Origin of the sequence: Citrobacter sp. B72 (assembly GCF_016894305.1) — a bacterium.
GTDB lineage: Bacteria > Pseudomonadota > Gammaproteobacteria > Enterobacterales > Enterobacteriaceae > Citrobacter > Citrobacter portucalensis.
In genome coordinates, this window is sequence record NZ_CP069801.1 from 3,399,624 (window position 1) to 3,422,083 (window position 22,460).

Below are 22,460 nucleotides of genomic sequence, written 5' to 3' on the forward strand. Positions count from 1 at the left end.
CGCTTTGTATTAACTAACATGAGAACCCATACGACGCCATGAGCGACGACAATTCACACAGTAGTGACACCTTAAACAGCAAAAAGGGATTTTTTTCCCTGTTACTGAGCCAACTTTTCCACGGTGAACCGAAAAACCGCGACGAACTGTTGGAGCTGATCCGTGATTCCGGGCAAAACGACCTTATCGATGAAGATACGCGCGATATGCTCGAAGGGGTAATGGATATTGCGGACCAACGCGTTCGCGACATCATGATCCCTCGCTCCCAGATGATTACCCTGAAACGCAACCAAACTCTGGACGAATGCCTCGATGTCATTATCGAGTCTGCCCACTCGCGTTTCCCGGTAATTAGCGAAGACAAGGATCACATTGAAGGGATTCTGATGGCCAAAGATCTGCTGCCATTTATGCGTAGCGATGCCGAAGCCTTCAGCATGGAGAAAGTGTTACGCCAGGCGGTTGTCGTCCCTGAAAGCAAGCGGGTTGACCGCATGCTGAAAGAGTTCCGCTCCCAGCGTTATCATATGGCTATCGTCATCGACGAGTTCGGCGGTGTCTCAGGTCTGGTGACCATTGAGGACATCCTTGAACTGATTGTCGGTGAAATTGAAGATGAGTACGACGAAGAAGACGATATTGATTTCCGTCAGCTCAGTCGCCACACCTGGACTATTCGCGCGCTGGCGCCAATTGAAGACTTCAACGAAGCTTTCGGCACGCATTTCAGCGATGAAGAAGTGGATACCATTGGCGGGTTGGTCATGCAGGCCTTCGGTCATCTGCCCGCGCGTGGAGAGACCATCGACATTGATGGTTACCAGTTCAAAGTGGCAATGGCCGACAGCCGTCGTATTATTCAGGTTCATGTCAGAATTCCGGACGACTCACCCCAGCCCAAACTGGACGAATAAACCCGAAACTGGATCTAAGACTACATGGCATTTGCCCCTTTAATTGAACGCCAGCGCATTCGCCTGCTGCTGGCGTTATTATTCGGTGCCTGCGGGACACTGGCTTTCTCACCGTATGACATCTGGCCCGCTGCGATTGTTTCGCTGATGGGTCTGCAGGCTCTCACCTTCAACCGCCGTCCGCTCCAGTCTGCCGCTATCGGCTACTTCTGGGGACTGGGACTGTTTGGCTCAGGCATCAACTGGGTTTACGTCAGTATCGCGCAGTTTGGCGGTATGCCGGGCCCCGTTAACGTCTTCCTCGTGGTTCTGCTTGCTGCTTACCTTTCCCTCTACACTGGCCTGTTTGCCGGCGTTTTGGCGCGTCTGTGGCCGAAAACTACCTGGATACGTGTAACGATTGCCGCGCCGGTAGTCTGGCAAATCACTGAATTTCTACGCGGCTGGGTACTGACCGGTTTTCCGTGGTTGCAATTCGGCTACAGCCAGATCGACGGTCCGTTAAAAGGGCTGGCGCCGGTAATGGGCGTTGAGGCGATTAACTTCCTGCTGATGATGGTTAGCGGCCTGTTGGCACTTGCGCTGGTAACGCGTAACTGGAAGCCGCTGGCTGCCGCCGTGGTGCTTTTCGCTCTGCCCTTCCCGCTACGTTATATTCAGTGGTACACGCTGGAGCCGGAAAAAACCACCCAGGTCTCGATGGTGCAGGGTGACATCCCGCAGTCGCTCAAATGGGATGAAGGCCAGTTACTCAACACCCTGAAGATTTATCTCGACGCCACCCAGCCTGAGATGGGCAAATCACAGCTCATCATCTGGCCAGAATCCGCTATTCCGGACCTGGAAATTAACCAGCAGCGTTTTCTGAGCATGATGGATGACCTGCTGAAATCGAAAAACAGCACGCTGATTACCGGTATTGTAGACGCGCGTCTGAACAAGCAGAATCGTTACGACACCTACAACACCATCATCACACTAGGTAAAGACAGCCCATACAGCTACGACTCCAGCAACCGCTACAACAAAAACCATCTGGTACCGTTTGGCGAATTTGTCCCGCTGGAATCTATCCTGCGCCCGCTAGCGCCATTCTTTGATCTGCCAATGTCTTCGTTCAGCCGCGGTCCTTATGTACAGCCACAGTTGCATGCACACGGCTTTAAGCTGACCGCTGCCATCTGCTACGAAATCATTCTTGGCGAACAGGTACGGGATAACTTCCGCCCGGATACGGACTACCTGCTGACTATCTCTAACGATGCATGGTTTGGTAAATCTATTGGCCCGTGGCAGCACTTCCAGATGGCGCGTATGCGTTCCCTGGAGCTGGCGCGACCTCTGCTGCGTAGCACAAACAACGGTATTACGGCGGTGATTGGTCCACAGGGCGAAGTTCAGGCGATGATCCCGCAGTTTACCCGTCAGGTGCTGACCACCAGCGTGACGCCAACGACGGGCTTAACCCCTTATGCCCGTACCGGAAACTGGCCGCTCTGGCTGCTAACCGCGCTGTTTGGCTTTGGCGCAGTGGTAATGAGTCTGCGCCAACGTCGTAAGTAACCCACCTCCCCAGGCCGGATAACGCCTCGTTTATCCGGCCCCCAAAATATGTATCCCTTCCCATTCTGGCACGTCTATTGCTTTGTTCTACAAGGCAAACGCTGTTTTGGCTGAATGTGCAACCTGGTCGCACCAAAGTTGAGCGCCGGTAGCACCTGAAAAGTGCAACAAGATATTTTTGCCCCCAAATGGTGCGGCGCACTTCGCAAAAATAAACAATAACACAGCAAATTCTTTACATTCATCCAAACTAAATGTTAACAAACACATACAAGACTGCACGTTTTAGTAGCAAACAATAACAACATCACAATGGGTATCAATGCGTCCCTGGCGCAGACGATAAAGGAGTTGGATATGCAATTACGTAAGCTCGCCACTGCCATGCTGGTCATGGGAATGTCCGCCGGTCTGGCGCACGCAGAAGACGCAGCACCAGCGGCAGGCAGCACGCTGGATAAGATCGCCAAAAATGGCGTGATCGTTGTCGGCCACCGTGAATCATCAGTACCGTTTTCTTACTACGATAATCAGCAAAAAGTGGTCGGTTATTCACAGGATTACTCCAACGCGATCGTTGAAGCCGTGAAGAAAAAGCTGAACAAGCCTGATCTGCAGGTAAAACTGATCCCGATTACTTCACAAAACCGTATCCCGCTGCTGCAAAACGGCACCTTCGATTTTGAATGTGGATCCACCACCAACAACGTCGAGCGCCAAAAACAAGCGGCTTTCTCTGACACCATTTTCGTTGTCGGCACCCGTCTGCTAGCGAAAAAAGGCGGCGACGTTAAAGATTTCGCCGATCTGAAAGGTAAAGCCGTAGTCGTGACTTCAGGTACCACCTCCGAAGTTCTGCTGCACAAGCTGAATGAAGAACAAAAAATGGATATGCGCATCATCAGCGCGAAAGACCACGGTGACTCTTTCCGTACTCTGGAAAGCGGTCGCGCCGTTGCCTTTATGATGGATGACGCCCTGCTGGCTGGCGAGCGCGCAAAAGCGAAGAAACCAGACAACTGGGAGATCGTCGGCAAGCCACAGTCTCAGGAAGCCTACGGCTGTATGTTGCGCAAAGATGATCCTGAGTTCAAAAAGCTGATGGACGACACTATCGCCAAGGCGCAAACCTCAGGCGAAGCTGAGAAATGGTTTGATAAGTGGTTTAAAAATCCAATTCCGCCGAAGAACCTGAACATGAATTTCGAACTGTCAGACGAGATGAAAGCCCTGTTCAAAGAACCGAATGATAAAGCGCTTAACTAACTAAAATAAATGGGAGGCTTCCCCTCCCTCTCGATTGTTACTCGGCACGGACAGACTATAAGCCTGATGGTCGTTCCCCATCAGGCCTGAAAACCGCAAAACGCCGAATAACAATCTTCGAGGGTAGCGCTGCTACCCTTTTTTTTCTGGAGTAGATTTATGTCTATAGACTGGAACTGGGGTATTTTTTTACAACAAGCCCCGTTCGGCAACACCACCTATCTCGGCTGGCTCTGGAGTGGTTTCCAGGTCACTGTCGCGTTATCCATCACCGCATGGATTATCGCTTTCCTCATAGGCTCTTTATTCGGCATCTTACGTACCGTTCCAAATCGTTTCCTTTCTGGGATCGGCACGCTGTACGTTGAGCTGTTTCGTAACGTTCCGCTCATCGTCCAGTTTTTTACCTGGTATCTGGTTATTCCTGAACTGCTGCCGGAAAACATTGGGATGTGGTTCAAGGCTGAGTTGGATCCCAACATCCAGTTCTTCCTTTCATCGATGCTTTGTCTGGGGCTGTTTACCGCCGCGCGCGTCTGCGAACAGGTTCGCGCCGCTATTCAGTCTCTGCCTCGTGGGCAGAAAAACGCAGCTCTGGCAATGGGGCTGACGTTGCCTCAGGCTTATCGTTATGTTCTGCTGCCAAACGCCTACCGCGTGATTGTTCCGCCAATGACCTCAGAGATGATGAACCTGGTGAAGAACTCCGCGATCGCCTCCACCATCGGCCTGGTCGATATGGCGGCACAGGCGGGCAAACTGCTGGATTACTCCGCCCACGCATGGGAATCGTTTACCGCTATCACTCTGGCTTACGTCCTGATTAACGCCGTCATCATGCTGGTGATGAATCTCGTTGAACGTAAAATCCGCCTGCCTGGCAATTTGGGAGGCAAATAATGTACGAATTTGACTGGAGTTCTATTGTCCCTTCCCTGCCGTATCTGCTGGATGGGCTGATGATCACGCTGAAAATTACCGTCACGGCGGTCGTCATTGGTATCGTATGGGGAACTATCCTGGCCGTCATGCGTCTGTCCAGCTTCGCGCCGATAGCCTGGTTTGCGAAAGGCTACGTCAACGTATTTCGTTCTATTCCGCTGGTCATGGTGCTGCTGTGGTTCTACCTGATTGTGCCCGGCTTCCTGCAAAACGTACTGGGTCTGTCGCCAAAAACCGATATTCGCCTGATCTCAGCAATGGTCGCGTTTTCGATGTTTGAAGCCGCGTACTATTCCGAGATTATCCGTGCCGGTATCCAGAGTATTTCTCGTGGGCAATCCAGCGCCGCGCTGGCGCTAGGGATGACCCACTGGCAGTCGATGAAGCTCATTATTCTGCCGCAGGCATTCCGCGCGATGGTACCGCTGCTGCTAACCCAGGGCATCGTACTCTTCCAGGATACCTCGCTGGTCTATGTATTAAGTCTGGCAGACTTCTTCCGTACCGCCTCCACCATTGGCGAGCGTGACGGCACACAGGTTGAAATGATCCTGTTTGCTGGCGCCGTTTATTTTGTATTCAGTCTGAGCGCATCGTTGTTGGTCAGCTATTTGAAGAAAAGGACAGTTTAATGATTACCCTGAAAAATGTTTCTAAATGGTATGGTCACTTTCAGGTGCTGACCGACTGCTCCACGGAAGTGAAAAAAGGGGAAGTGGTTGTGGTCTGCGGCCCGTCAGGTTCAGGTAAATCAACGCTTATCAAAACGGTGAACGGGCTGGAGCCGGTACAACAAGGCGTCATCACCGTTGATGGTACCGTGGTGAATGATAAAAAAACCGATCTGGCCAAACTGCGTTCTCGCGTTGGTATGGTGTTCCAGCACTTTGAACTGTTCCCCCACCTGTCGATCATTGAGAACCTGACTCTGGCGCAGGTAAAAGTGCTCAAGCGCGATAAAAAACCGGCCCGCGACAAAGCGCAAAAGTTACTGGAACGCGTTGGTCTATCAGCACATGCGGAGAAGTTTCCAGCTCAGCTCTCAGGGGGCCAGCAACAGCGTGTCGCTATCGCCCGGGCGCTGTGCATGGATCCTATCGCCATGCTGTTTGACGAACCGACGTCGGCGCTTGATCCTGAAATGATCAACGAAGTACTGGATGTTATGGTTGAACTGGCCAATGAAGGGATGACCATGATGGTGGTAACCCACGAAATGGGCTTTGCGCGTAAAGTGGCGAACCGGGTGATCTTCATGGATGAAGGGAAAATTGTTGAAGACTCACCGAAAGAAGAGTTTTTCGCTAATCCGAAATCGGACCGCGCCAAAGACTTCCTCGCGAAAATACTGCACTAATCTTGCTGGCGCGCATCTCCATGTGCGCGCCACCTCACGCTTTATCCCTTCGCCTCTCGAAACACATACAGCCCAGCGTTAACCTTGTCACAAAGTCCCACTTACAAGGAGCAACAATGGCACTTCCTATCCTGTTTGATTGCGATCCGGGTCATGACGACGCTATCGCAATTGTGCTCGCCCTCGCCTCACCAGAACTGGATGTGAAAGCGATAACCTCATCAGCCGGTAACCAGACACCTGACAAAACGCTGCGTAACGTGTTGCGCATGTTAACGTTGCTCAACCGTACGGATATCCCAGTGGCTGGTGGCGCAGTGAAACCACTGATGCGCGATCTGATTATCGCCGATAACGTTCACGGCGAGAGTGGGCTGGATGGCCCGGCGCTGCCGGAACCCGCTTTTGCGCCACAAGACTGTACCGCCGTGGAACTGATGGCGAAAACCCTGCGTGAAAGCCCGGAACCGATGACGATTGTCTCCACCGGGCCGCAAACTAACGTCGCATTGCTCCTGAATAGCCATCCTGAGCTGCACGCCAAAATCGCCCGTATCGTGATCATGGGTGGCGCGATGGGACTCGGAAACTGGACGCCCGCCGCCGAGTTCAATATTTTCGTGGATCCTGAAGCCGCTGAAATCGTATTCCAGTCTGGCATTCCAGTGGTGATGGCTGGTCTGGACGTCACGCATAAAGCGCAAATACATCGCGAAGATACCGAACGATTCCGCGCTATCGGCAACCCTGTTTCGACGATCGTGGCTGAACTACTCGACTTCTTCTTTGAGTATCATAAAGATGAAAAATGGGGATTCATCGGCGCGCCACTGCATGATCCATGCACCATTGCCTGGCTGCTGAAACCTGAACTGTTTACCACCGTTGAACGCTGGGTCGGCGTGGAAACTCAGGGTAAATATACCCAGGGAATGACCGTGGTGGATTACTACTTCCTGAGCGGCAATAAGCCAAACGCCACCGTAATGGTAGACGTGGATCGCGAAGGGTTTGTCGATTTGCTGGCAGAACGTTTAAGATATTACGCGTAAAACTGTAGGCCGGATAAGGCGCTTGCGCCACCATCCGGCATATTGCCTGATGGCGATGCTGGCGCATCTTATCAGGCCTACAAATAACTTCTGGCACGCCTAATCATCACGGCTCAAACGGTCGGCGCTGGAACTGATCGTGTCCGCATTTCGGACACAGCGGCAGCACATCCGGGGTGTAAACCGCTAAATGGAAGTGGCACTTCTCGCAGACCAGATTACCTAATCCGACCACCTCGCCGCTGTGATAAACCCCGTGATGACTGAGGTCCTGGAACACCTCGCGCCATTCGAGCTGGGTTTTATCTGTAATATCGGCCAGTTCCTGCCAGATACTCTCCTTGATAACCCGCATAAAGACGCTGTCTGTCTCCTCATCGAGACTTTCTTCATAGCTCAGAGCAAACTCTTCCAGGTCGCGTCTGACGGCCCGGGTGAGCTCTTCCACCTCGGTTCGCGTTAACTCCCCGGTCTGCATAACTCGTTGACGCGCCTGCTCCACCAACGCATCAATATCGCGTTCACCATTACGCAGACGTTCGCTCAGTGAAGCCACCAGTTCACGGTAATATTGAGCAACCTTGTTCATCGCTTCGCCTCCTGGGTCGTTAACTGTCTATAATAATAGACGTTATTTACGCTACGCTTTGCAAGACTGTCCACAGAGTGTGTAAATTCGTGCAAGAATTATCCTTGCGGGAATTCAACGCTGAATGCGCGAAAGGCTGTTTTGGCGCGGGCGTTTGGGCTATGCTATGCGGATCTGAAACACCACATCTAGAGCTACGTTTGTAGCTGTATTGAAAACAGGACCACTGGCTGCCATGCAAGAGCAATACCGCCCGGAAGAGATAGAATCCAAAGTACAGCTTCACTGGGATGAGAAGCGCACATTTGAAGTTACCGAAGACGAGAGCAAAGAGAAGTATTACTGCCTGTCTATGCTTCCCTATCCTTCTGGTCGACTACACATGGGCCACGTACGTAACTACACCATCGGTGACGTGATCGCCCGCTACCAGCGCATGCTGGGCAAAAACGTACTGCAGCCAATTGGCTGGGATGCGTTCGGTCTGCCTGCAGAAGGTGCTGCGGTTAAAAACAATACCGCGCCAGCACCGTGGACGTACGACAACATCGCATACATGAAAAACCAGCTCAAAATGCTGGGTTTCGGTTACGACTGGAGCCGTGAGCTGGCGACCTGCACCCCGGAATACTACCGTTGGGAACAGAAATTCTTCACCGAGCTGTACAAAAAAGGCCTGGTGTATAAGAAAACGTCTGCGGTCAACTGGTGCCCGAATGACCAGACCGTACTGGCGAACGAACAGGTTATCGACGGCTGCTGCTGGCGTTGCGATACCAAAGTCGAGCGTAAAGAGATCCCACAGTGGTTCATCAAAATCACCGCTTACGCTGACGAACTGCTGCGTGACCTGGATAACCTGGATCACTGGCCTGACACCGTGAAAACGATGCAGCGCAACTGGATTGGCCGTTCTGAAGGCGTGGAAATCACCTTCGATGTGAACGGTTACGACAACACGCTAACCGTTTACACCACCCGCCCGGACACATTTATGGGTGCGACCTATCTGGCCGTTGCCGCAGGTCACCCGCTGGCGCAGAAAGCTGCTGCAAATAACCCAGAACTGGCCGCCTTCATTGACGAATGCCGCAACACCAAGGTTGCTGAAGCCGAAATGGCAACCATGGAGAAGAAAGGCGTCGACACGGGCTTTAAAGCTGTTCACCCGCTGACTGGCGAAGAAATCCCCGTTTGGGCAGCAAACTTCGTCCTGATGGAATACGGTACGGGCGCTGTCATGGCCGTTCCGGGCCACGATCAGCGCGATTACGAGTTTGCGACAAAATATGGCCTGACCATCAAGCCAGTAATTCTGACCGCTGAAGGCGCAGAGCCGGATCTGTCCGAACAAGCTCTGACCGAAAAAGGCGTGCTGTTTAACTCCGGCGAGTTTGACGGCCTCGACTTTGAAGCTGCCTTCAACGCCATTGCTGACAAGCTGGTAGCGAAAGGCGTGGGTGAGCGTAAAGTGAACTACCGTCTGCGTGACTGGGGTGTTTCCCGTCAGCGTTACTGGGGTGCGCCAATTCCGATGGTGACGTTGGAAGACGGTACCGTGCTGCCGACGCCAGAAGATCAGTTGCCGGTTATTCTGCCGGAAGACGTGGTTATGGACGGCATCACCAGCCCAATCAAAGCCGATCCGGAGTGGGCAAAAACCACCGTTAACGGCATGCCTGCGCTGCGCGAAACCGACACTTTCGATACCTTTATGGAATCCTCCTGGTACTACGCGCGCTACACCTGCCCGCAGTACAACGAAGGGATGCTGGATCCAGAAGCCGCAAACTACTGGCTGCCAGTTGATATCTACATTGGTGGTATTGAACACGCCATCATGCACCTGCTCTACTTCCGCTTCTTCCACAAGCTGATGCGCGATGCGGGCATGGTCAACTCTGACGAACCGGCCAAACAGCTGCTGTGCCAGGGTATGGTGCTGGCTGATGCGTTCTATTACGTTGGTGCAAACGGCGAGCGTAACTGGGTTTCTCCGGTTGATGCCATCGTTGAACGCGACGAAAAAGGTCGTATCGTCAAAGCTCAGGACGCAGAAGGCCATGAACTGGTCTATACCGGCATGAGCAAAATGTCCAAGTCAAAAAATAACGGTATCGACCCGCAGGTGATGGTTGAGCGTTACGGCGCTGACACGGTACGTCTGTTCATGATGTTCGCTTCTCCGGCTGATATGACGCTGGAATGGCAGGAATCCGGCGTTGAAGGGGCGAACCGCTTCCTGAAACGTGTATGGAAGCTGGTTTACGAACATACTTCCAAAGGCGATGTTGCTGCCCTGAACGTTGATGCGTTGAGCGAAGACCAAAAAGCGCTGCGTCGCGACGTACATAAAACCATTGCTAAAGTTACCGATGATATCGGTCGTCGTCAGACCTTTAACACCGCAATTGCGGCGATTATGGAGCTGATGAACAAGCTGGCGAAAGCACCGCAGGAAGACGAACAAGACAGAGCCTTGATGCAGGAAGCCTTACTGGCCGTCGTTCGCATGCTGAACCCGTTCACCCCACACGTTTGCTTCACGATGTGGGAAGCACTGAAAGGCGAAGGCGATATCGACAACGCACCGTGGCCGGTGGCGGATGAAGCGGCAATGGTTGAAGACTCAACGCTGGTTGTGGTTCAGGTAAACGGTAAAGTACGTGGCAAAATCACCGTTCCGGTAAACGCCACTGAAGAGCAGGTTCGTGAGCGTGCTGGCCAGGAGCATCTGGTGGCAAAATATCTTGATGGCGTTACCGTACGTAAAGTGATTTATGTACCGGGTAAACTCCTCAATCTGGTCGTTGGCTAAGCGCGGGAGGAAGCGTGCGACTTCTGACAACATTGTTGTTATCTCTGGCGGTGCTTGTCACCGCCGGGTGTGGCTGGCATCTGCGTAATACAACGCAGGTCCCACCCTCAATGAAAACCATGATTCTGGACTCTGGGGATCCAAACGGCCCATTAAGCCGCGCGGTTCGTAATCAGCTGCGTCTGAACGGCGTTACGCTGCTAGAGGACGGCTCAATGCGTAAAGATGTGACGTCCTTGCGTCTTGGCGCGGTCAGCATATCGCAGGATACGGCGTCGGTATTCCAGAACGGTCAAACGGCTGAATACCAGATGGTGATGTCCGTGAGTGCATCCGTGCTGATCCCAGGTCATGATATTTATCCAATCAGCGCCAAAGTTTATCGTTCGTTCTTTGACAACCCACAGGCTGCACTGGCGAAGGATAACGAGCAGGACATGATCATCAAAGAGATGTATGACAAAGCGGCTGAACAGTTAATTCGTAAGCTGCCAAGCGTACATCTGGCCGATACTCTGTCATCCAATGCTGATGATGATGCTAAGCCAGCGGCGACAAAAGCCGCAGAGCCTGCGTCATCTCCGGCGAGTGTTTCCACCACGCTGGGTAACTGATGCTCAAGTTGTACCCTGAACAACTCCGCGCACAGCTCAATGAGGGGCTGCGCGCGGCGTATTTGCTCTTAGGTAACGATCCTCTCTTGTTGCAGGAAAGCCAGGACGCTATCCGTCAGGCTGCCGCCACACAAGGGTTCGAAGAACACCACGCTTTCACCCTGGACAATAGCACCGACTGGGGAGAGATTTTTTCACTCTGCCAGGCAATGAGCCTGTTTGCCAGCCGTCAAACCCTACTTTTGCAGTTGCCTGAAAATGGCCCCAATGCCGCCATTAACGAACAGCTCGCTTCACTCGTCACACTGCTACATGACGACCTGCTGCTGATCGTTCGCGGCAACAAACTGACTAAAGCGCAGGAAAACGCCGCATGGTATACCGGACTTGCCAATAATGCGGTGCAGGTAAGCTGCCAGACGCCGGAGCAAGCACAGCTTCCTCGTTGGGTCGCCGCCAGGGCGAAGCTTAACAATCTACAACTGGATGACGCAGCGAATCAGCTGTTGTGTTATTGCTATGAAGGTAATCTGTTAGCACTGGCGCAAGCGCTGGAACGGCTAGCATTGCTTTGGCCTGATGGCAAACTAACGCTGCCTCGCGTGGAGAAAGCCGTTAACGATGCCGCGCACTTTACCCCGTTCCATTGGGTGGATGCGCTGCTGATGGGCAAAAGCAAACGCGCGCTGCACATTCTGCAACAGTTACGCCTGGAAGGCAGTGAGCCGGTTATTTTGCTGCGCACGATACAGCGTGAATTACTGCTGTTGGTCAACTTAAAACGGCAGTCAGCCCATACGCCTTTGCGCACGTTGTTTGATAAACACCGGGTGTGGCAAAATCGCCGGGGTATGATGGGAGACGCGCTAAACCGGCTGAATCCTGCGCAGTTGCGTCAGGCTGTAACGCTGTTAACGCGTACGGAAATTACGCTTAAACAAGACTATGGTCAGTCAGTGTGGGCGGAACTTGAGGGGCTTTCCCTGTTGCTCTGCCATAAATCGCTGGCCGATGTTTTTATTGATGGTTGATATGAAATCATTGCAGGCTCTGTTCGGTGGCACCTTTGATCCGGTGCATTATGGTCATCTTAAACCGGTTGAAATTCTGGCGAATCTGATTGGCCTTTCCCGGGTCATTATCATGCCCAATAACGTGCCGCCGCATCGTGCGCAACCCGAAGCGTCCGGCGAACAACGTCAACGCATGGTTGAACTGGCCATTGCCGATAAGCCGCTGTTCTCCCTTGATGAACGCGAACTGAAACGCGATACCGCCTCCTACACTGCGCAAACGCTCAAAGAGTGGCGCGAGGAGCAAGGACCGGACGTGCCATTAGCGTTTATTATTGGCCAGGACTCACTGCTTACCTTTCCGTCCTGGCATGACTACGACACGATTCTGGGTAACACCCACCTCATTGTCTGCCGACGTCCGGGCTATCCGCTCGAAATGGCGCAGGAAAAGCACCAGCAGTGGCTGGAGGATCATCTGACCCATTCGCCAGATGACCTGCACAACTTGCCTTGCGGGAAAATTTATCTGGCTGAAACGCCGTGGTTTAACATCTCCGCCACGCTCATCCGTGAGCGTCTGGAAAAAGGCGAGCCGTGCGACGACCTGATGCCAGCTGCAGTGCTTGACTATATCAATCAGCAGGGGTTGTACCGCTAAGCACCTTGCGTAAAGCCGCCAACAGGCGGTTATTCTCTTCCTGGCTGCGAACGGCTACCCGATAATAGCGCGCATCCAGCCCCGGATAATTAGCACAACTGCGAATCAAGACATGTTGTTCCAGCATTGCGCGTTGCAGATCAAAATCCGCCCGCTCGCAGCGCAATAAGCGATAATTTGCCCTGCCAGGATACACCGTCAGGCCGGGCAGTTCTTTCAACTGCCGATCAAACCTCTCACCCTCTTGCTCCAGCCACTTCCACGTTGCCTGCTGATATGCGCTGTCGTGTAAAATAATCTCGCCTGCCAGTGCAGCAAATGCGTTAATTGACCACGGCATTTGTCGACGGCGCATCTGTGCAACAGCCTGTTCATTACTGTTGACCAGATACCCTAACCGCAGCCCCGGTATCGCATAGAACTTGGTTAGCGAGCGCAGCACCCAAATATGCGGGTTATCCCGAAGCAGCGGAATAAACCCCTGCTCCCCGGCAATAAAATCGATAAACGCTTCATCAAGGATCAGATTGATCCCAAGCAACTCACAACGCGCGGCTATTTCGCGCAGCAGGCGATTATCGGGCAGCAAGCCAGTGGGATTGTTGGGCGTACAGAGAAACAGGCAGTCCAGCTCTGAGGATAACGCATCGAGGATTGCATCGGTAAGCTGCCAGCCATCGTCTTCGCGCAGCGCAAACTCATGGATCGTACAGTCTCCCCATTGCAGCGCCCGACGATATTCAGCAAACCCAGGCGTCACGATCATCGCATGGCGTGGTTTAAGTCCTTGCACCAAAGTGAAAATCGACTCAGTCTCGCCGTTTCCGGCAAGTATCCATGAGGCAGGAATCTGATGATGCTCCGCCAGCGCCGCATGCAGTTTAGCGTAATCAACATCCGGGTAACGCTCCGCGCAGTCCAGGTTGTCGACGATCGCGCGTTTTAAACTTGCCGGCATACCCAGCGGATTAATATTCGCGCTAAAATCCAACAATTGTTCAGGCGAGATGCCCAACAGTTCGGCAGCTTCTCGGGTATTGCCACCATGCGCGCTCTTCAATAAAGACATCGTGCCGCTCCAGGCAAAAAAAGGTATTTTAGTGAAAAAACTCTGCGCAATCAGGGCAAACATCATGTTTTGTGCGAATAACCTCAAGAGGAAAAAATGAGACTCTGGTTAGTACGTCATGGAGAAACTGAAGCCAATGTCGCTGGTTTATACAGCGGCCACGCCCCCACTCCGCTAACGGAACGGGGTATCGCTCAGGCGCAAACACTGGGTACGCTGTTACGCCATGTGCCTGTCGACAACGTTCTGTGCAGCGAGTTGGAACGTGCCCGCCATACAACGCAGTTGATCTTAAGCGATCGTGAAGTCCCTGTGCGCAACATGCCTGAGCTCAATGAGATGTTTTTTGGTGACTGGGAAATGCGCCATCATCGCGATCTGGCGCGAGAAGACGCCGAAAACTACGCCGTGTGGTGTAACGACTGGCAGAATGCGACGCCAACCAATGGTGAAGGCTTTCAGGCGTTTTCCCAGCGCGTGGAACGCTTTATTGCTCAGCTCGCTGATTACAAAACGTGCCAAAACCTGCTGGTGGTGAGCCATCAGGGTGTTCTGAGCGTGTTGATCGCCCGTCTGCTGTCCATGCCGGCTGCAGCAATGTGGCATTTTCGCGTCGAACAAGGTTGCTGGAGCGCAATTGATTTTTGCGACAATTTTGCGGTTCTGAAAGTGCTCAACAGCCGGGCTGTATGGCACGACGGGGAGTGAACGCACTGTTTTTTCTGCCGAAGGGCTTCTCTCCCATTGACACCCCATGACAGGCTGTTATTCTCCGCAACCTGACTTTTCCCGCCCTTCAGAGCTTTGCAGAAATTGTTTTACAAAAATGGCGATGCATTCTGCGGCGTGGGGTGGGATGATAGCGCACTTCAAAAGCGCTTTCGGAGACATTTGTCCCGATATCGCCTCTGGTTCAGGTATACTAACAGACGTTTTTAACTCTTTTCACCCAGGGGGAACACTTGCAGGGTAAAGCACTTCAGGATTTTGTAATCGACAAAATTGATGACCTGAAAGGTCAAGACATCATCGCCTTAGACGTTCAGGGCAAATCCAGCATCACTGATTGCATGATTATCTGCACCGGCACGTCCAGCCGCCATGTAATGTCTATCGCAGACCACGTTGTTCAGGAGTCCCGCACTGCTGGTCTGCTGCCGCTCGGCGTAGAAGGCGAGAACGTTGCAGACTGGATCGTCGTTGACCTCGGTGATGTGATTGTCCACGTGATGCAGGAAGAAAGCCGTCGCCTGTATGAACTGGAAAAACTCTGGAGTTAATGCGTGAAGCTGCAACTTGTCGCTGTGGGTACGAAAATGCCTGACTGGGTGCAAACCGGGTTTACGGAGTATCTCCGTCGGTTTCCGAAAGATATGCCCTTTGAGCTGATCGAAATCCCGGCAGGAAAACGCGGCAAGAACGCGGATATTAAACGCATTCTCGACAAAGAGGGTGAGCAGATGCTGGCTGCCGCAGGCAAAAACCGCATCGTCACCCTTGATATCCCTGGTAAACCCTGGGACACGCCGCAGCTGGCGACTGAACTGGAACGCTGGAAACTGGACGGTCGTGACGTCAGTCTGTTGATTGGCGGGCCGGAAGGTCTCTCTCCTGCCTGTAAAGCGGCAGCGGAACAAAGCTGGTCACTCTCTGCGTTAACCCTTCCTCACCCTCTTGTTCGGGTTCTGGTCGCGGAGAGTCTGTACAGGGCGTGGAGCATCACCACCAACCATCCTTATCACCGTGAGTGATCATTGATTCTTGAGTAGATTAAGCAGCGGATGAAACTACAGAATTCTTTTCGCGACTATTCGGCTGAGTCCGCGCTGTTTGTGCGCCGGGCGCTGGTCGCTTTTTTGGGGATTTTGCTGCTCACCGGCGTGCTGATCGCCAACCTTTATAATCTGCAAATCGTTCGCTTTACTGATTATCAGACTCGCTCGAACGAAAACCGCATCAAACTGGTGCCTATCGCCCCCAGTCGCGGCATCATTTATGACCGTAACGGAATTCCGCTCGCCCTTAACCGCACCATATATCAGATAGAAATGATGCCGGAAAAGGTCGACAACGTTCAGGATACCCTCGACGCGCTGCGTAACGTCGTAGACCTGACGGACGACGACATTGCCGCCTTTAAAAAAGAGCGCGCCCGTTCACACCGCTTCACCTCCATTCCGGTAAAAACTAACCTGAGTGAAGTTCAGGTGGCACGGTTCGCCGTTAATCAATATCGCTTTCCCGGCGTCGAAGTTAAAGGCTATAAACGCCGCTATTACCCCTACGGCTCTGCGCTGACCCACGTCATTGGCTACGTATCGAAGATCAACGATAAAGACGTGGACCGCCTGGACAAAGACGGCAAGCTGGCCAACTACGCGGCGACGCACGACATCGGTAAGTTAGGTATTGAACGCTATTATGAAGACGTACTTCACGGCCAGACTGGTTATGAAGAAGTTGAAGTGAACAACCGTGGCCGCGTCATTCGCCAACTGAAAGAAGTGGCGCCGCAGGCCGGGCACGATATCTATCTCACCCTTGACCTGAAACTCCAGCAGTACATCGAAACGCTGCTGGCGGGCAGTCGTGCCGCGGTGGTAGTCACCGACCCGCGTACCGGTGGCGTTCTCGCACTGGTGTCCATGCCGAGCTACGACCCGAACCTGTTTGTCGATGGCATCTCGAGTAAAGATTACTCCGGGTTGCTCAATGACCCGAATACCCCGTTGGTTAACCGCGCAACTCAGGGTGTCTACCCTCCTGCTTCGACGGTTAAACCTTACGTCGCGGTTTCTGCATTAAGTGCAGGCGTCATCACCCGCAATACTGGTCTGTTCGATCCGGGCTGGTGGCAGTTACCCGGCTCTGAGAAACGCTACCGCGACTGGAAAAAGTGGGGACACGGTCATCTGAACATTACCCGTTCTCTGGAAGAGTCGGCGGATACGTTTTTCTATCAAATCGCCTATGATATGGGGATAGACCGCCTTTCAGAATGGATGAGCAAGTTTGGCTACGGCCAATATACGGGTATCGATCTTGCCGAAGAGCGCGCCGGAAACATGCCAACCCGCGAGTGGAAGCAAAAACGGTTTAAAAAGCCATGGTACCAGGGTGATACCATTCCGGTCGGCATCGGCCAGGGTTACTGGACGGCAACCCCTATCCAGATGAGTAAAGCGCTGATGATCCTTATCAACGACGGTTTGGTAAAAGTCCCGCATCTGCTGATGAGTACGGCAGAAAACGGCAAGCAAGTGCCGTGGATACAGCCACACGAACCACCCGTTGGTGACATTCATTCCGGTTATTGGGAAATCGCAAAAGACGGCATGTACGGTGTAGCCAACCGTCCTAACGGTACTGCACACAAATATTTCGCTGGCGCACCTTACAAAATTGCGGCGAAATCCGGTACTGCACAGGTCTTTGGCCTGAAAGCCAATGAAACCTATAACGCACATAAGATCGCCGAGCGCTTACGTGACCACAAGCTGATGACGGCCTTCGCACCCTATGATAAGCCCCAGGTTGCTGTCGCCATAATTCTTGAGAACGGTGGCGCGGGCCCGGCTGTGGGTACCATTATGCGCCAGATCCTTGACCACATTATGTTGGGCGACAATAACACCAATCTGCCTGCAGAAAACCCCGCGGTTGCAGCAGCGGAGGACCAATAATCGTGACGGATAATCCGAACAAAAAAACATTCTGGGACAAAATCCACATCGATCCCACGATGTTGCTTATTTTGCTGGCGCTGCTGGTTTACAGCTCGCTGGTCATCTGGAGCGCCAGCGGCCAGGATATTGGCATGATGGAGCGCAAGGTCGGTCAGATCGCGATGGGCCTGGTCATCATGGTGGTGATGGCGCAAATCCCGCCCAGGGTTTATGAGGGCTGGGCTCCCTATCTCTACATCTTTTGCATCATTTTGTTGGTGGCAGTAGATGCCTTCGGCGCTATTTCCAAAGGCGCGCAGCGCTGGCTGGATTTGGGGATTGTGCGTTTTCAGCCTTCCGAAATCGCCAAGATTGCCGTGCCGCTGATGGTCGCGCGCTTCATCAACCGTGATGTTTGCCCGCCATCGCTAAAAAATACCGCCATTGCGTTGGTGCTGATATTTATGCCCACCCTGCTGGTGGCCGCCCAGCCAGACCTCGGAACTTCAATTCTGGTCGCCCTTTCCGGTCTGTTTGTTCTGTTCCTTTCTGGTTTGAGCTGGCGTTTAATCGGTGTTGCGGTGGTCCTGGTTGCGGCGTTTATCCCGATACTGTGGTTCTTCCTGATGCATGATTATCAACGTCAGCGCGTCATGATGTTACTCGATCCGGAAACCGATCCGCTGGGTGCGGGTTATCACATCATTCAGTCTAAAATTGCTATTGGCTCCGGCGGTCTACGTGGTAAGGGCTGGCTACACGGTACGCAGTCGCAGCTTGAGTTTTTACCCGAACGCCATACAGATTTTATCTTCGCGGTATTAGCGGAAGAACTGGGTCTGGTAGGGATCTTAATTCTGCTGGCGCTGTACATTTTGCTGATTATGCGCGGATTATGGATCGCTGCCCACGCGCAAACCACCTTTGGTCGTGTCATGGCGGGTGGTTTAATGTTGATATTATTCGTTTATGTCTTCGTAAATATTGGTATGGTGAGCGGTATTCTGCCCGTGGTTGGCGTTCCTCTCCCACTGGTCAGTTACGGAGGCTCGGCACTTATCGTGCTGATGGCTGGGTTCGGGATTGTTATGTCGATCCATACCCATAGAAAAATGTTGTCGAAAAGCGTGTAAGGGGTACGCAATGCGTAAGCAGTGGCTTGGTATCTGCATCGCAGCAGGAATGCTCGCGGCGTGTTCGAGTGATGATGGTCAGCAACAGGGTGCTGTCGCGCCGCAGCCTGCGGTGTGTAATGGTCCGATTGTTGAAATCAGCGGGGCCGATCCGCGCTTTGAACCCCTGAACCCAACGGCGAATCAGGACTATCAGCGTGATGGTAAGAGCTACAAAATCGTCCAGGACCCTTCCCGCTTTAGCCAGGCAGGGCTTGCCGCTATCTATGATGCGGAACCCGGAAGCAACTTAACCGCGTCTGGTGAAGCGTTCGACCCGATGCAGTTAACCGCAGCGCATCCGACGCTGCCAGTCCCAAGCTATGCCAGAATAACTAACCTGGCTAATGGCAGGATGATTGTCGTGCGCATTAACGATCGCGGCCCTTATGGCAACGATCGCGTGATTTCACTTTCACGTGCAGCAGCCGACCGTCTGAATACCTCCAACAATACCAAAGTACGTATCGACCCGATCATCGTCGCCCAGGATGGTTCCTTGTCCGGGCCGGGAATGGCTTGTACCACGGTAGCGAAACAAACCTATGCCCTGCCCGCGCGTCCTGATTTAAGCGGCGGTGGCAATATGGGCAGCATGCCTGCGCCATCGGATGCGGGTCAGCCGCAAGGCGATATTCGTCCGATCAGCAATTCCACGTTGAAAAGCGATGATACAACCGGTGCGCCAGTGAACAGCAGTGGATTCCTCGGTGCGCCGACCACGCTCGCTGCAGGCGTGCTGGAAGGTAGCGAGCCGACTCCGGCTCCGCAACCGACCACCACCGCACCGGTAACGCCAACCGCACCAGCAGCAACACCAGCCGCCGTCGCAGCACCTGCGCCAGCGGCAGTAGCCAACGGACGCTACGTGGTTCAGGTTGGCGCAGTCAGCGAGCAGTCGCGTGCGCAGCAGTATCAAAAACGTTTAAGCCAGCAATTTGGCGTCCCAGGTCGGGTGGTACAAAACGGCGCAGTCTGGCGTATCCAGATGGGGCCGTTCGCCAGCAAAGCTGAAGCCTCCACATTGCAGCAGCGTCTTCAAGCCGAGGCGCAATTACAGTCCTTCATCACCGGCGTGTAATAACGTAAATCAGGTATCTGAACTGTCAGTTTCTGTAAATGACATTAACAAAGTCACGCGGAAAGTCAGATGCCTGCCCGTTTTGCATTTGCTATAGTAGGGCACTTTTTTTAATTTCATCACGGACGTCGTAGTTCAGACCATGAAGACCACTTTTTCCGCTCGTTTCGTGCAGCGTATGGCGCTCACCGCGGCTCTCTGCGCAGCTTCTCTCTCTGCTGCCCATGCCGATGACCTGAATATTAAAACCATGATCCCGGGTGTTCCGCAGATCGATGCGGAGTCATATATCCTGATTGATTACAATTCAGGCAAAGTTCTGGCAGAACAGAACGCTGACACTCGCCGCGACCCCGCCAGTCTGACCAAAATGATGACCAGCTACGTCATCGGCCAGGCGATGAAAGCCGGGAAATTCAAAGAAACCGATCTGGTCACCGTCGGCAATGACGCCTGGGCTACAGGTAACCCGGTCTTTAAAGGTTCATCGTTGATGTTCCTGAAGCCAGGAATGCAGGTTCCTGTTTCTCAGCTTATCCGTGGTATCAACCTGCAATCCGGGAATGACGCGTGCGTGGCAATGGCGGACTTCGCAGCCGGTAGCCAGGATGCTTTCGTCGGTCTGATGAACAGCTATGTGAACGCGCTGGGCCTGAAAAACACCCACTTCCAGACCGTTCATGGTCTCGATGCTGACGGTCAGTACAGCTCGGCTCGCGACATGGCGATGATTGGTCAGGCGCTGATTCGCGACGTGCCTAACGAATACTCTATCTATAAAGAAAAAGAGTTCACCTTTAACGGCATCCGTCAGTTAAACCGTAACGGCCTGCTGTGGGATAACAGCCTGAATGTCGACGGTATCAAAACCGGTCATACCGACAAGGCTGGCTATAACCTCGTTGCATCCGCAACCGAAGGCCAGATGCGTCTGATCTCCGCCGTCATGGGTGGCCGCACCTATAAAGGTCGCGAAACCGAAAGTAAAAAACTGCTGACCTGGGGCTTCCGTTTCTTTGAAACCGTGAACCCACTGAAAGTCGGTAAAGAGTTTGCTTCTGAGCCCGCCTGGTTTGGTAACACCGATCGTGCATCGTTAGGCGTAGATAAAGATGTCTACCTGACTATTCCGCGCGGCCGCATGAAAGATCTGAAAGCAAGCTATGTGCTGAACACCACGGAACTGCACGCACCGCTGCAGAAAAACCAGGTTGTCGGCACCATCAACTTCCAGCTGGATGGCAAAACCATTGAGCAGCGCCCGCTGGTAGTCCTGCAGGAAATCCCTGAAGGCAACTTCTTTGGGAAAATCATTGATTACATTAAATTAATGTTCCATCACTGGTTTGGCTAAAAATCGAACACTTGAAAGTGTGATTTACGTCCCCATATACTAGGTATCCAGATAACTCCCACGCGCCGTGGGAGTTATTATTTATTGATGTAACGCCGGAGCTGACATGAAAACCAAACTTAACGAACTGCTTGAATTCCCTACTCCATTTACTTACAAAGTAATGGGGCAGGCGTTGCCTGAGCTGGTTGATCAGGTGGTTGAAGTGGTACAGCGCCATGCGCCAGGTGATTACTCTCCGACGGTAAAACCGAGCAGCAAAGGCAACTACCACTCGGTCTCAATCACTATTACTGCTACACACATTGAGCAGGTTGAAACGCTGTACGAAGAATTAGGCAATATCGATATCGTACGCATGGTACTGTAAAAACCTGTTGGTTACCCGCTGCATCCCCGCTCGGGTAACCCCTCCCTCCTGTGATATACTTTTCCCCCTCTTTTATATTCTCTACTCTATGTGAGTATCTACGGAGATGCCGTTTTGTATCAGGATAAAATTCTTGTCCGCCAGCTCGGTCTTCAACCTTACGAGCCAGTTTCTCTGGCCATGCACGAATTCACCGATACCCGCGATGAAAACAGTTATGACGAAATCTGGCTGGTAGAGCATTATCCTGTTTTTACCCAGGGTCAGGCAGGTAAAGCAGAGCACGTACTAATGCCAGGAGATATTCCGGTGATCCAGAGCGATCGTGGCGGTCAGGTGACTTATCACGGGCCGGGCCAGCAGGTCATGTATGTGCTGTTGAACCTGAAGCGTCGTAAACTTGGCGTTCGCGAACTGGTTACGCTGCTGGAGCAAACCGTTGTGAATACCCTTGCGGAAATCGGTATTGACGCCCACCCGCGAGCCGATGCGCCTGGCGTATACGTTGGAGAGAAGAAAATCTGCTCTTTGGGGTTACGTATTCGTAAAGGTTGTTCATTTCACGGCTTAGCGCTCAATGTGGATATGGACTTGTCGCCTTTCCTGCGTATTAATCCTTGTGGTTATGCCGGAATGGAAATGGCGAAGGTATCGCAGTGGGATAGCACCGCCACGACCGAGAGCATTCGCCCAAGGCTGCTGGCCAACATTCTGGCGCTGTTGGGTAACCCACCGCACGAGTACATCGCGGACTGAAAATACGCGCATACTTTGCCACGGCATATGTTGTGGCAAATGGCACAAAACAACAACTATTTTACATTTTGCCAGCCTGTCAGGCTGCTTTCTGGCCCGTTTCAATGATATACTGCGTATCACTAATTCAAAAATAGTTGATAAATGCAACATTCCCTTGAATTGAAACGCTTTCCTTCGTAATTCGCAACTGGAACACGC

Annotated in this window: 22 protein-coding genes; 20 read left to right on the forward strand and 2 right to left on the reverse strand. The window is 52.7% G+C overall.

The features are described 5' to 3' along the window. The first annotated feature begins 38 nt into the window (after positions 1–38). From corC to rihA, 7 genes are all read left to right on the forward strand, one after another. Positions 39–917, forward strand: a complete 879-nt coding sequence (corC, locus tag JQN59_RS16305; protein ID WP_003022770.1) for a CNNM family magnesium/cobalt transport protein CorC — start codon at positions 39–41, stop codon at positions 915–917. Positions 918–941: 24 nt separating this feature from the next. After that, the gene (gene lnt / locus JQN59_RS16310) at positions 942–2,480 is read left to right on the forward strand and encodes an apolipoprotein N-acyltransferase (RefSeq protein ID WP_149607449.1); all 1,539 of its coding nucleotides are present in this window, start codon (positions 942–944) and stop codon (positions 2,478–2,480) included. 357 nt (positions 2,481–2,837) lie between these two features. After that, a complete protein-coding gene (gene gltI / locus JQN59_RS16315) occupies positions 2,838–3,746 on the forward strand; it encodes a glutamate/aspartate ABC transporter substrate-binding protein GltI (RefSeq protein WP_003022762.1) in 909 nt (302 codons plus the stop codon). Between the two features lie 159 nt (positions 3,747–3,905). Further along, on the forward strand, positions 3,906–4,646 hold the full coding sequence (gene gltJ, locus JQN59_RS16320; RefSeq protein WP_003831316.1) for a glutamate/aspartate ABC transporter permease GltJ: 741 nt from the start codon (positions 3,906–3,908) through the stop codon (positions 4,644–4,646). After that, positions 4,646–5,320: a glutamate/aspartate ABC transporter permease GltK gene (gene gltK / locus JQN59_RS16325; protein ID WP_038638772.1), complete on the forward strand. Its 675-nt coding sequence runs from the start codon at positions 4,646–4,648 to the stop codon at positions 5,318–5,320. The genes gltJ and gltK overlap by 1 nt, the downstream gene beginning before the upstream one ends. After that, complete coding sequence (gene gltL / locus JQN59_RS16330) at positions 5,320–6,045, forward strand: glutamate/aspartate ABC transporter ATP-binding protein GltL (RefSeq protein WP_003022754.1); 726 nt, start codon at positions 5,320–5,322, stop codon at positions 6,043–6,045. Before gltK ends, gltL begins: the two co-directional genes overlap by 1 nt. 116 nt (positions 6,046–6,161) lie before the next feature. Next, positions 6,162–7,097, forward strand: a complete 936-nt coding sequence (gene rihA / locus JQN59_RS16335; protein ID WP_048214692.1) for a pyrimidine-specific ribonucleoside hydrolase RihA — start codon at positions 6,162–6,164, stop codon at positions 7,095–7,097. Between the two features lie 106 nt (positions 7,098–7,203). Here rihA and JQN59_RS16340 read toward each other — a convergent pair whose 3' ends face one another. Beyond that, entirely contained in the window at positions 7,204–7,686 is a 483-nt protein-coding gene (locus tag JQN59_RS16340; RefSeq protein ID WP_003022748.1) for a zinc ribbon-containing protein, read from the reverse strand. 235 nt (positions 7,687–7,921) lie between these two features. Here JQN59_RS16340 and leuS point away from each other — a divergent pair, with 235 nt between their 5' ends. The 4 genes from leuS to nadD are packed head-to-tail and all read left to right on the forward strand — an operon-like array spanning position 7,922 to position 12,792. Further along, a complete protein-coding gene (gene leuS / locus JQN59_RS16345; protein WP_095533124.1) occupies positions 7,922–10,504 on the forward strand; it encodes a leucine--tRNA ligase in 2,583 nt (860 codons plus the stop codon). 14 nt (positions 10,505–10,518) lie between these two features. Then, positions 10,519–11,118: an LPS assembly lipoprotein LptE gene (lptE, locus tag JQN59_RS16350; RefSeq protein ID WP_149607450.1), complete on the forward strand. Its 600-nt coding sequence runs from the start codon at positions 10,519–10,521 to the stop codon at positions 11,116–11,118. Further along, positions 11,118–12,149 carry a DNA polymerase III subunit delta gene (holA, locus tag JQN59_RS16355; RefSeq protein WP_032942687.1) on the forward strand — a complete coding sequence of 344 codons (1,032 nt, stop codon included), beginning with the start codon at positions 11,118–11,120 and terminating at the stop codon, positions 12,147–12,149. The genes lptE and holA overlap by 1 nt, the downstream gene beginning before the upstream one ends. Before the next feature lies 1 nt (position 12,150). Then, positions 12,151–12,792 (forward strand): nicotinate-nucleotide adenylyltransferase, encoded by a 642-nt coding sequence (nadD, locus tag JQN59_RS16360; RefSeq protein ID WP_100247219.1) that lies wholly within the window; start codon positions 12,151–12,153, stop codon positions 12,790–12,792. Here nadD and cobD read toward each other — a convergent pair. Continuing rightward, positions 12,767–13,861 (reverse strand): threonine-phosphate decarboxylase CobD, encoded by a 1,095-nt coding sequence (gene cobD / locus JQN59_RS16365; RefSeq protein WP_149607451.1) that lies wholly within the window; start codon positions 13,859–13,861, stop codon positions 12,767–12,769. The two genes, nadD and cobD, sit on opposite strands and share 26 nt — an antisense overlap. Positions 13,862–13,957: 96 nt before the next feature. On the opposite strand from cobD, the gene JQN59_RS16370 reads away from it, so the two are divergent. The 9 genes from JQN59_RS16370 (at position 13,958) to lipB (ending at position 22,259) form a co-directional block, all read left to right on the forward strand. Beyond that, positions 13,958–14,569, forward strand: coding sequence for an adenosylcobalamin/alpha-ribazole phosphatase (locus tag JQN59_RS16370; protein ID WP_149607452.1), 612 nt, complete (start codon positions 13,958–13,960; stop codon positions 14,567–14,569). A gap of 254 nt (positions 14,570–14,823) precedes the next feature. Then, a complete protein-coding gene (gene rsfS, locus JQN59_RS16375; protein ID WP_003022728.1) occupies positions 14,824–15,141 on the forward strand; it encodes a ribosome silencing factor in 318 nt (105 codons plus the stop codon). 3 nt (positions 15,142–15,144) lie between these two features. After that, a complete protein-coding gene (rlmH, locus tag JQN59_RS16380) occupies positions 15,145–15,612 on the forward strand; it encodes a 23S rRNA (pseudouridine(1915)-N(3))-methyltransferase RlmH (protein ID WP_003022725.1) in 468 nt (155 codons plus the stop codon). A gap of 30 nt (positions 15,613–15,642) precedes the next feature. Next, positions 15,643–17,544, forward strand: coding sequence for a peptidoglycan DD-transpeptidase MrdA (mrdA, locus tag JQN59_RS16385; RefSeq protein ID WP_003831292.1), 1,902 nt, complete (start codon positions 15,643–15,645; stop codon positions 17,542–17,544). Positions 17,545–17,546: 2 nt separating this feature from the next. After that, entirely contained in the window at positions 17,547–18,659 is a 1,113-nt protein-coding gene (mrdB, locus tag JQN59_RS16390) for a peptidoglycan glycosyltransferase MrdB (protein ID WP_003022718.1), read from the forward strand. Positions 18,660–18,669: 10 nt separating this feature from the next. Continuing rightward, a complete protein-coding gene (gene rlpA, locus JQN59_RS16395; RefSeq protein ID WP_032942683.1) occupies positions 18,670–19,779 on the forward strand; it encodes an endolytic peptidoglycan transglycosylase RlpA in 1,110 nt (369 codons plus the stop codon). Between the two features lie 142 nt (positions 19,780–19,921). Beyond that, on the forward strand, positions 19,922–21,133 hold the full coding sequence (gene dacA, locus JQN59_RS16400; RefSeq protein WP_003022711.1) for a D-alanyl-D-alanine carboxypeptidase DacA: 1,212 nt from the start codon (positions 19,922–19,924) through the stop codon (positions 21,131–21,133). A gap of 106 nt (positions 21,134–21,239) precedes the next feature. Then, positions 21,240–21,503 (forward strand): DUF493 family protein YbeD, encoded by a 264-nt coding sequence (ybeD, locus tag JQN59_RS16405; protein ID WP_003022706.1) that lies wholly within the window; start codon positions 21,240–21,242, stop codon positions 21,501–21,503. A 114-nt stretch (positions 21,504–21,617) separates the two neighbouring features. Beyond that, complete coding sequence (gene lipB / locus JQN59_RS16410; protein WP_003831286.1) at positions 21,618–22,259, forward strand: lipoyl(octanoyl) transferase LipB; 642 nt, start codon at positions 21,618–21,620, stop codon at positions 22,257–22,259. Positions 22,260–22,460: the final 201 nt, after the last annotated feature.

Coding starts and splice junctions, on each gene's coding strand:
- corC (WP_003022770.1), top strand. CDS start 39: ATGAGCGACGACAATTCACACAGTAGTGACACCTTAAACAGCAAAAAG.
- JQN59_RS16370 (WP_149607452.1), top strand. CDS start 13,958: ATGAGACTCTGGTTAGTACGTCATGGAGAAACTGAAGCCAATGTCGCT.
- nadD (WP_100247219.1), top strand. CDS start 12,151: ATGAAATCATTGCAGGCTCTGTTCGGTGGCACCTTTGATCCGGTGCAT.
- rlpA (WP_032942683.1), top strand. CDS start 18,670: ATGCGTAAGCAGTGGCTTGGTATCTGCATCGCAGCAGGAATGCTCGCG.
- holA (WP_032942687.1), top strand. CDS start 11,118: ATGCTCAAGTTGTACCCTGAACAACTCCGCGCACAGCTCAATGAGGGG.
- gltL (WP_003022754.1), top strand. CDS start 5,320: ATGATTACCCTGAAAAATGTTTCTAAATGGTATGGTCACTTTCAGGTG.
- leuS (WP_095533124.1), top strand. CDS start 7,922: ATGCAAGAGCAATACCGCCCGGAAGAGATAGAATCCAAAGTACAGCTT.
- gltJ (WP_003831316.1), top strand. CDS start 3,906: ATGTCTATAGACTGGAACTGGGGTATTTTTTTACAACAAGCCCCGTTC.
- JQN59_RS16340 (WP_003022748.1), bottom strand. CDS start 7,686: ATGAACAAGGTTGCTCAATATTACCGTGAACTGGTGGCTTCACTGAGC.
- gltK (WP_038638772.1), top strand. CDS start 4,646: ATGTACGAATTTGACTGGAGTTCTATTGTCCCTTCCCTGCCGTATCTG.
- dacA (WP_003022711.1), top strand. CDS start 19,922: ATGAAGACCACTTTTTCCGCTCGTTTCGTGCAGCGTATGGCGCTCACC.
- ybeD (WP_003022706.1), top strand. CDS start 21,240: ATGAAAACCAAACTTAACGAACTGCTTGAATTCCCTACTCCATTTACT.
- cobD (WP_149607451.1), bottom strand. CDS start 13,861: ATGTCTTTATTGAAGAGCGCGCATGGTGGCAATACCCGAGAAGCTGCC.
- mrdA (WP_003831292.1), top strand. CDS start 15,643: ATGAAACTACAGAATTCTTTTCGCGACTATTCGGCTGAGTCCGCGCTG.
- rihA (WP_048214692.1), top strand. CDS start 6,162: ATGGCACTTCCTATCCTGTTTGATTGCGATCCGGGTCATGACGACGCT.
- lnt (WP_149607449.1), top strand. CDS start 942: ATGGCATTTGCCCCTTTAATTGAACGCCAGCGCATTCGCCTGCTGCTG.
- gltI (WP_003022762.1), top strand. CDS start 2,838: ATGCAATTACGTAAGCTCGCCACTGCCATGCTGGTCATGGGAATGTCC.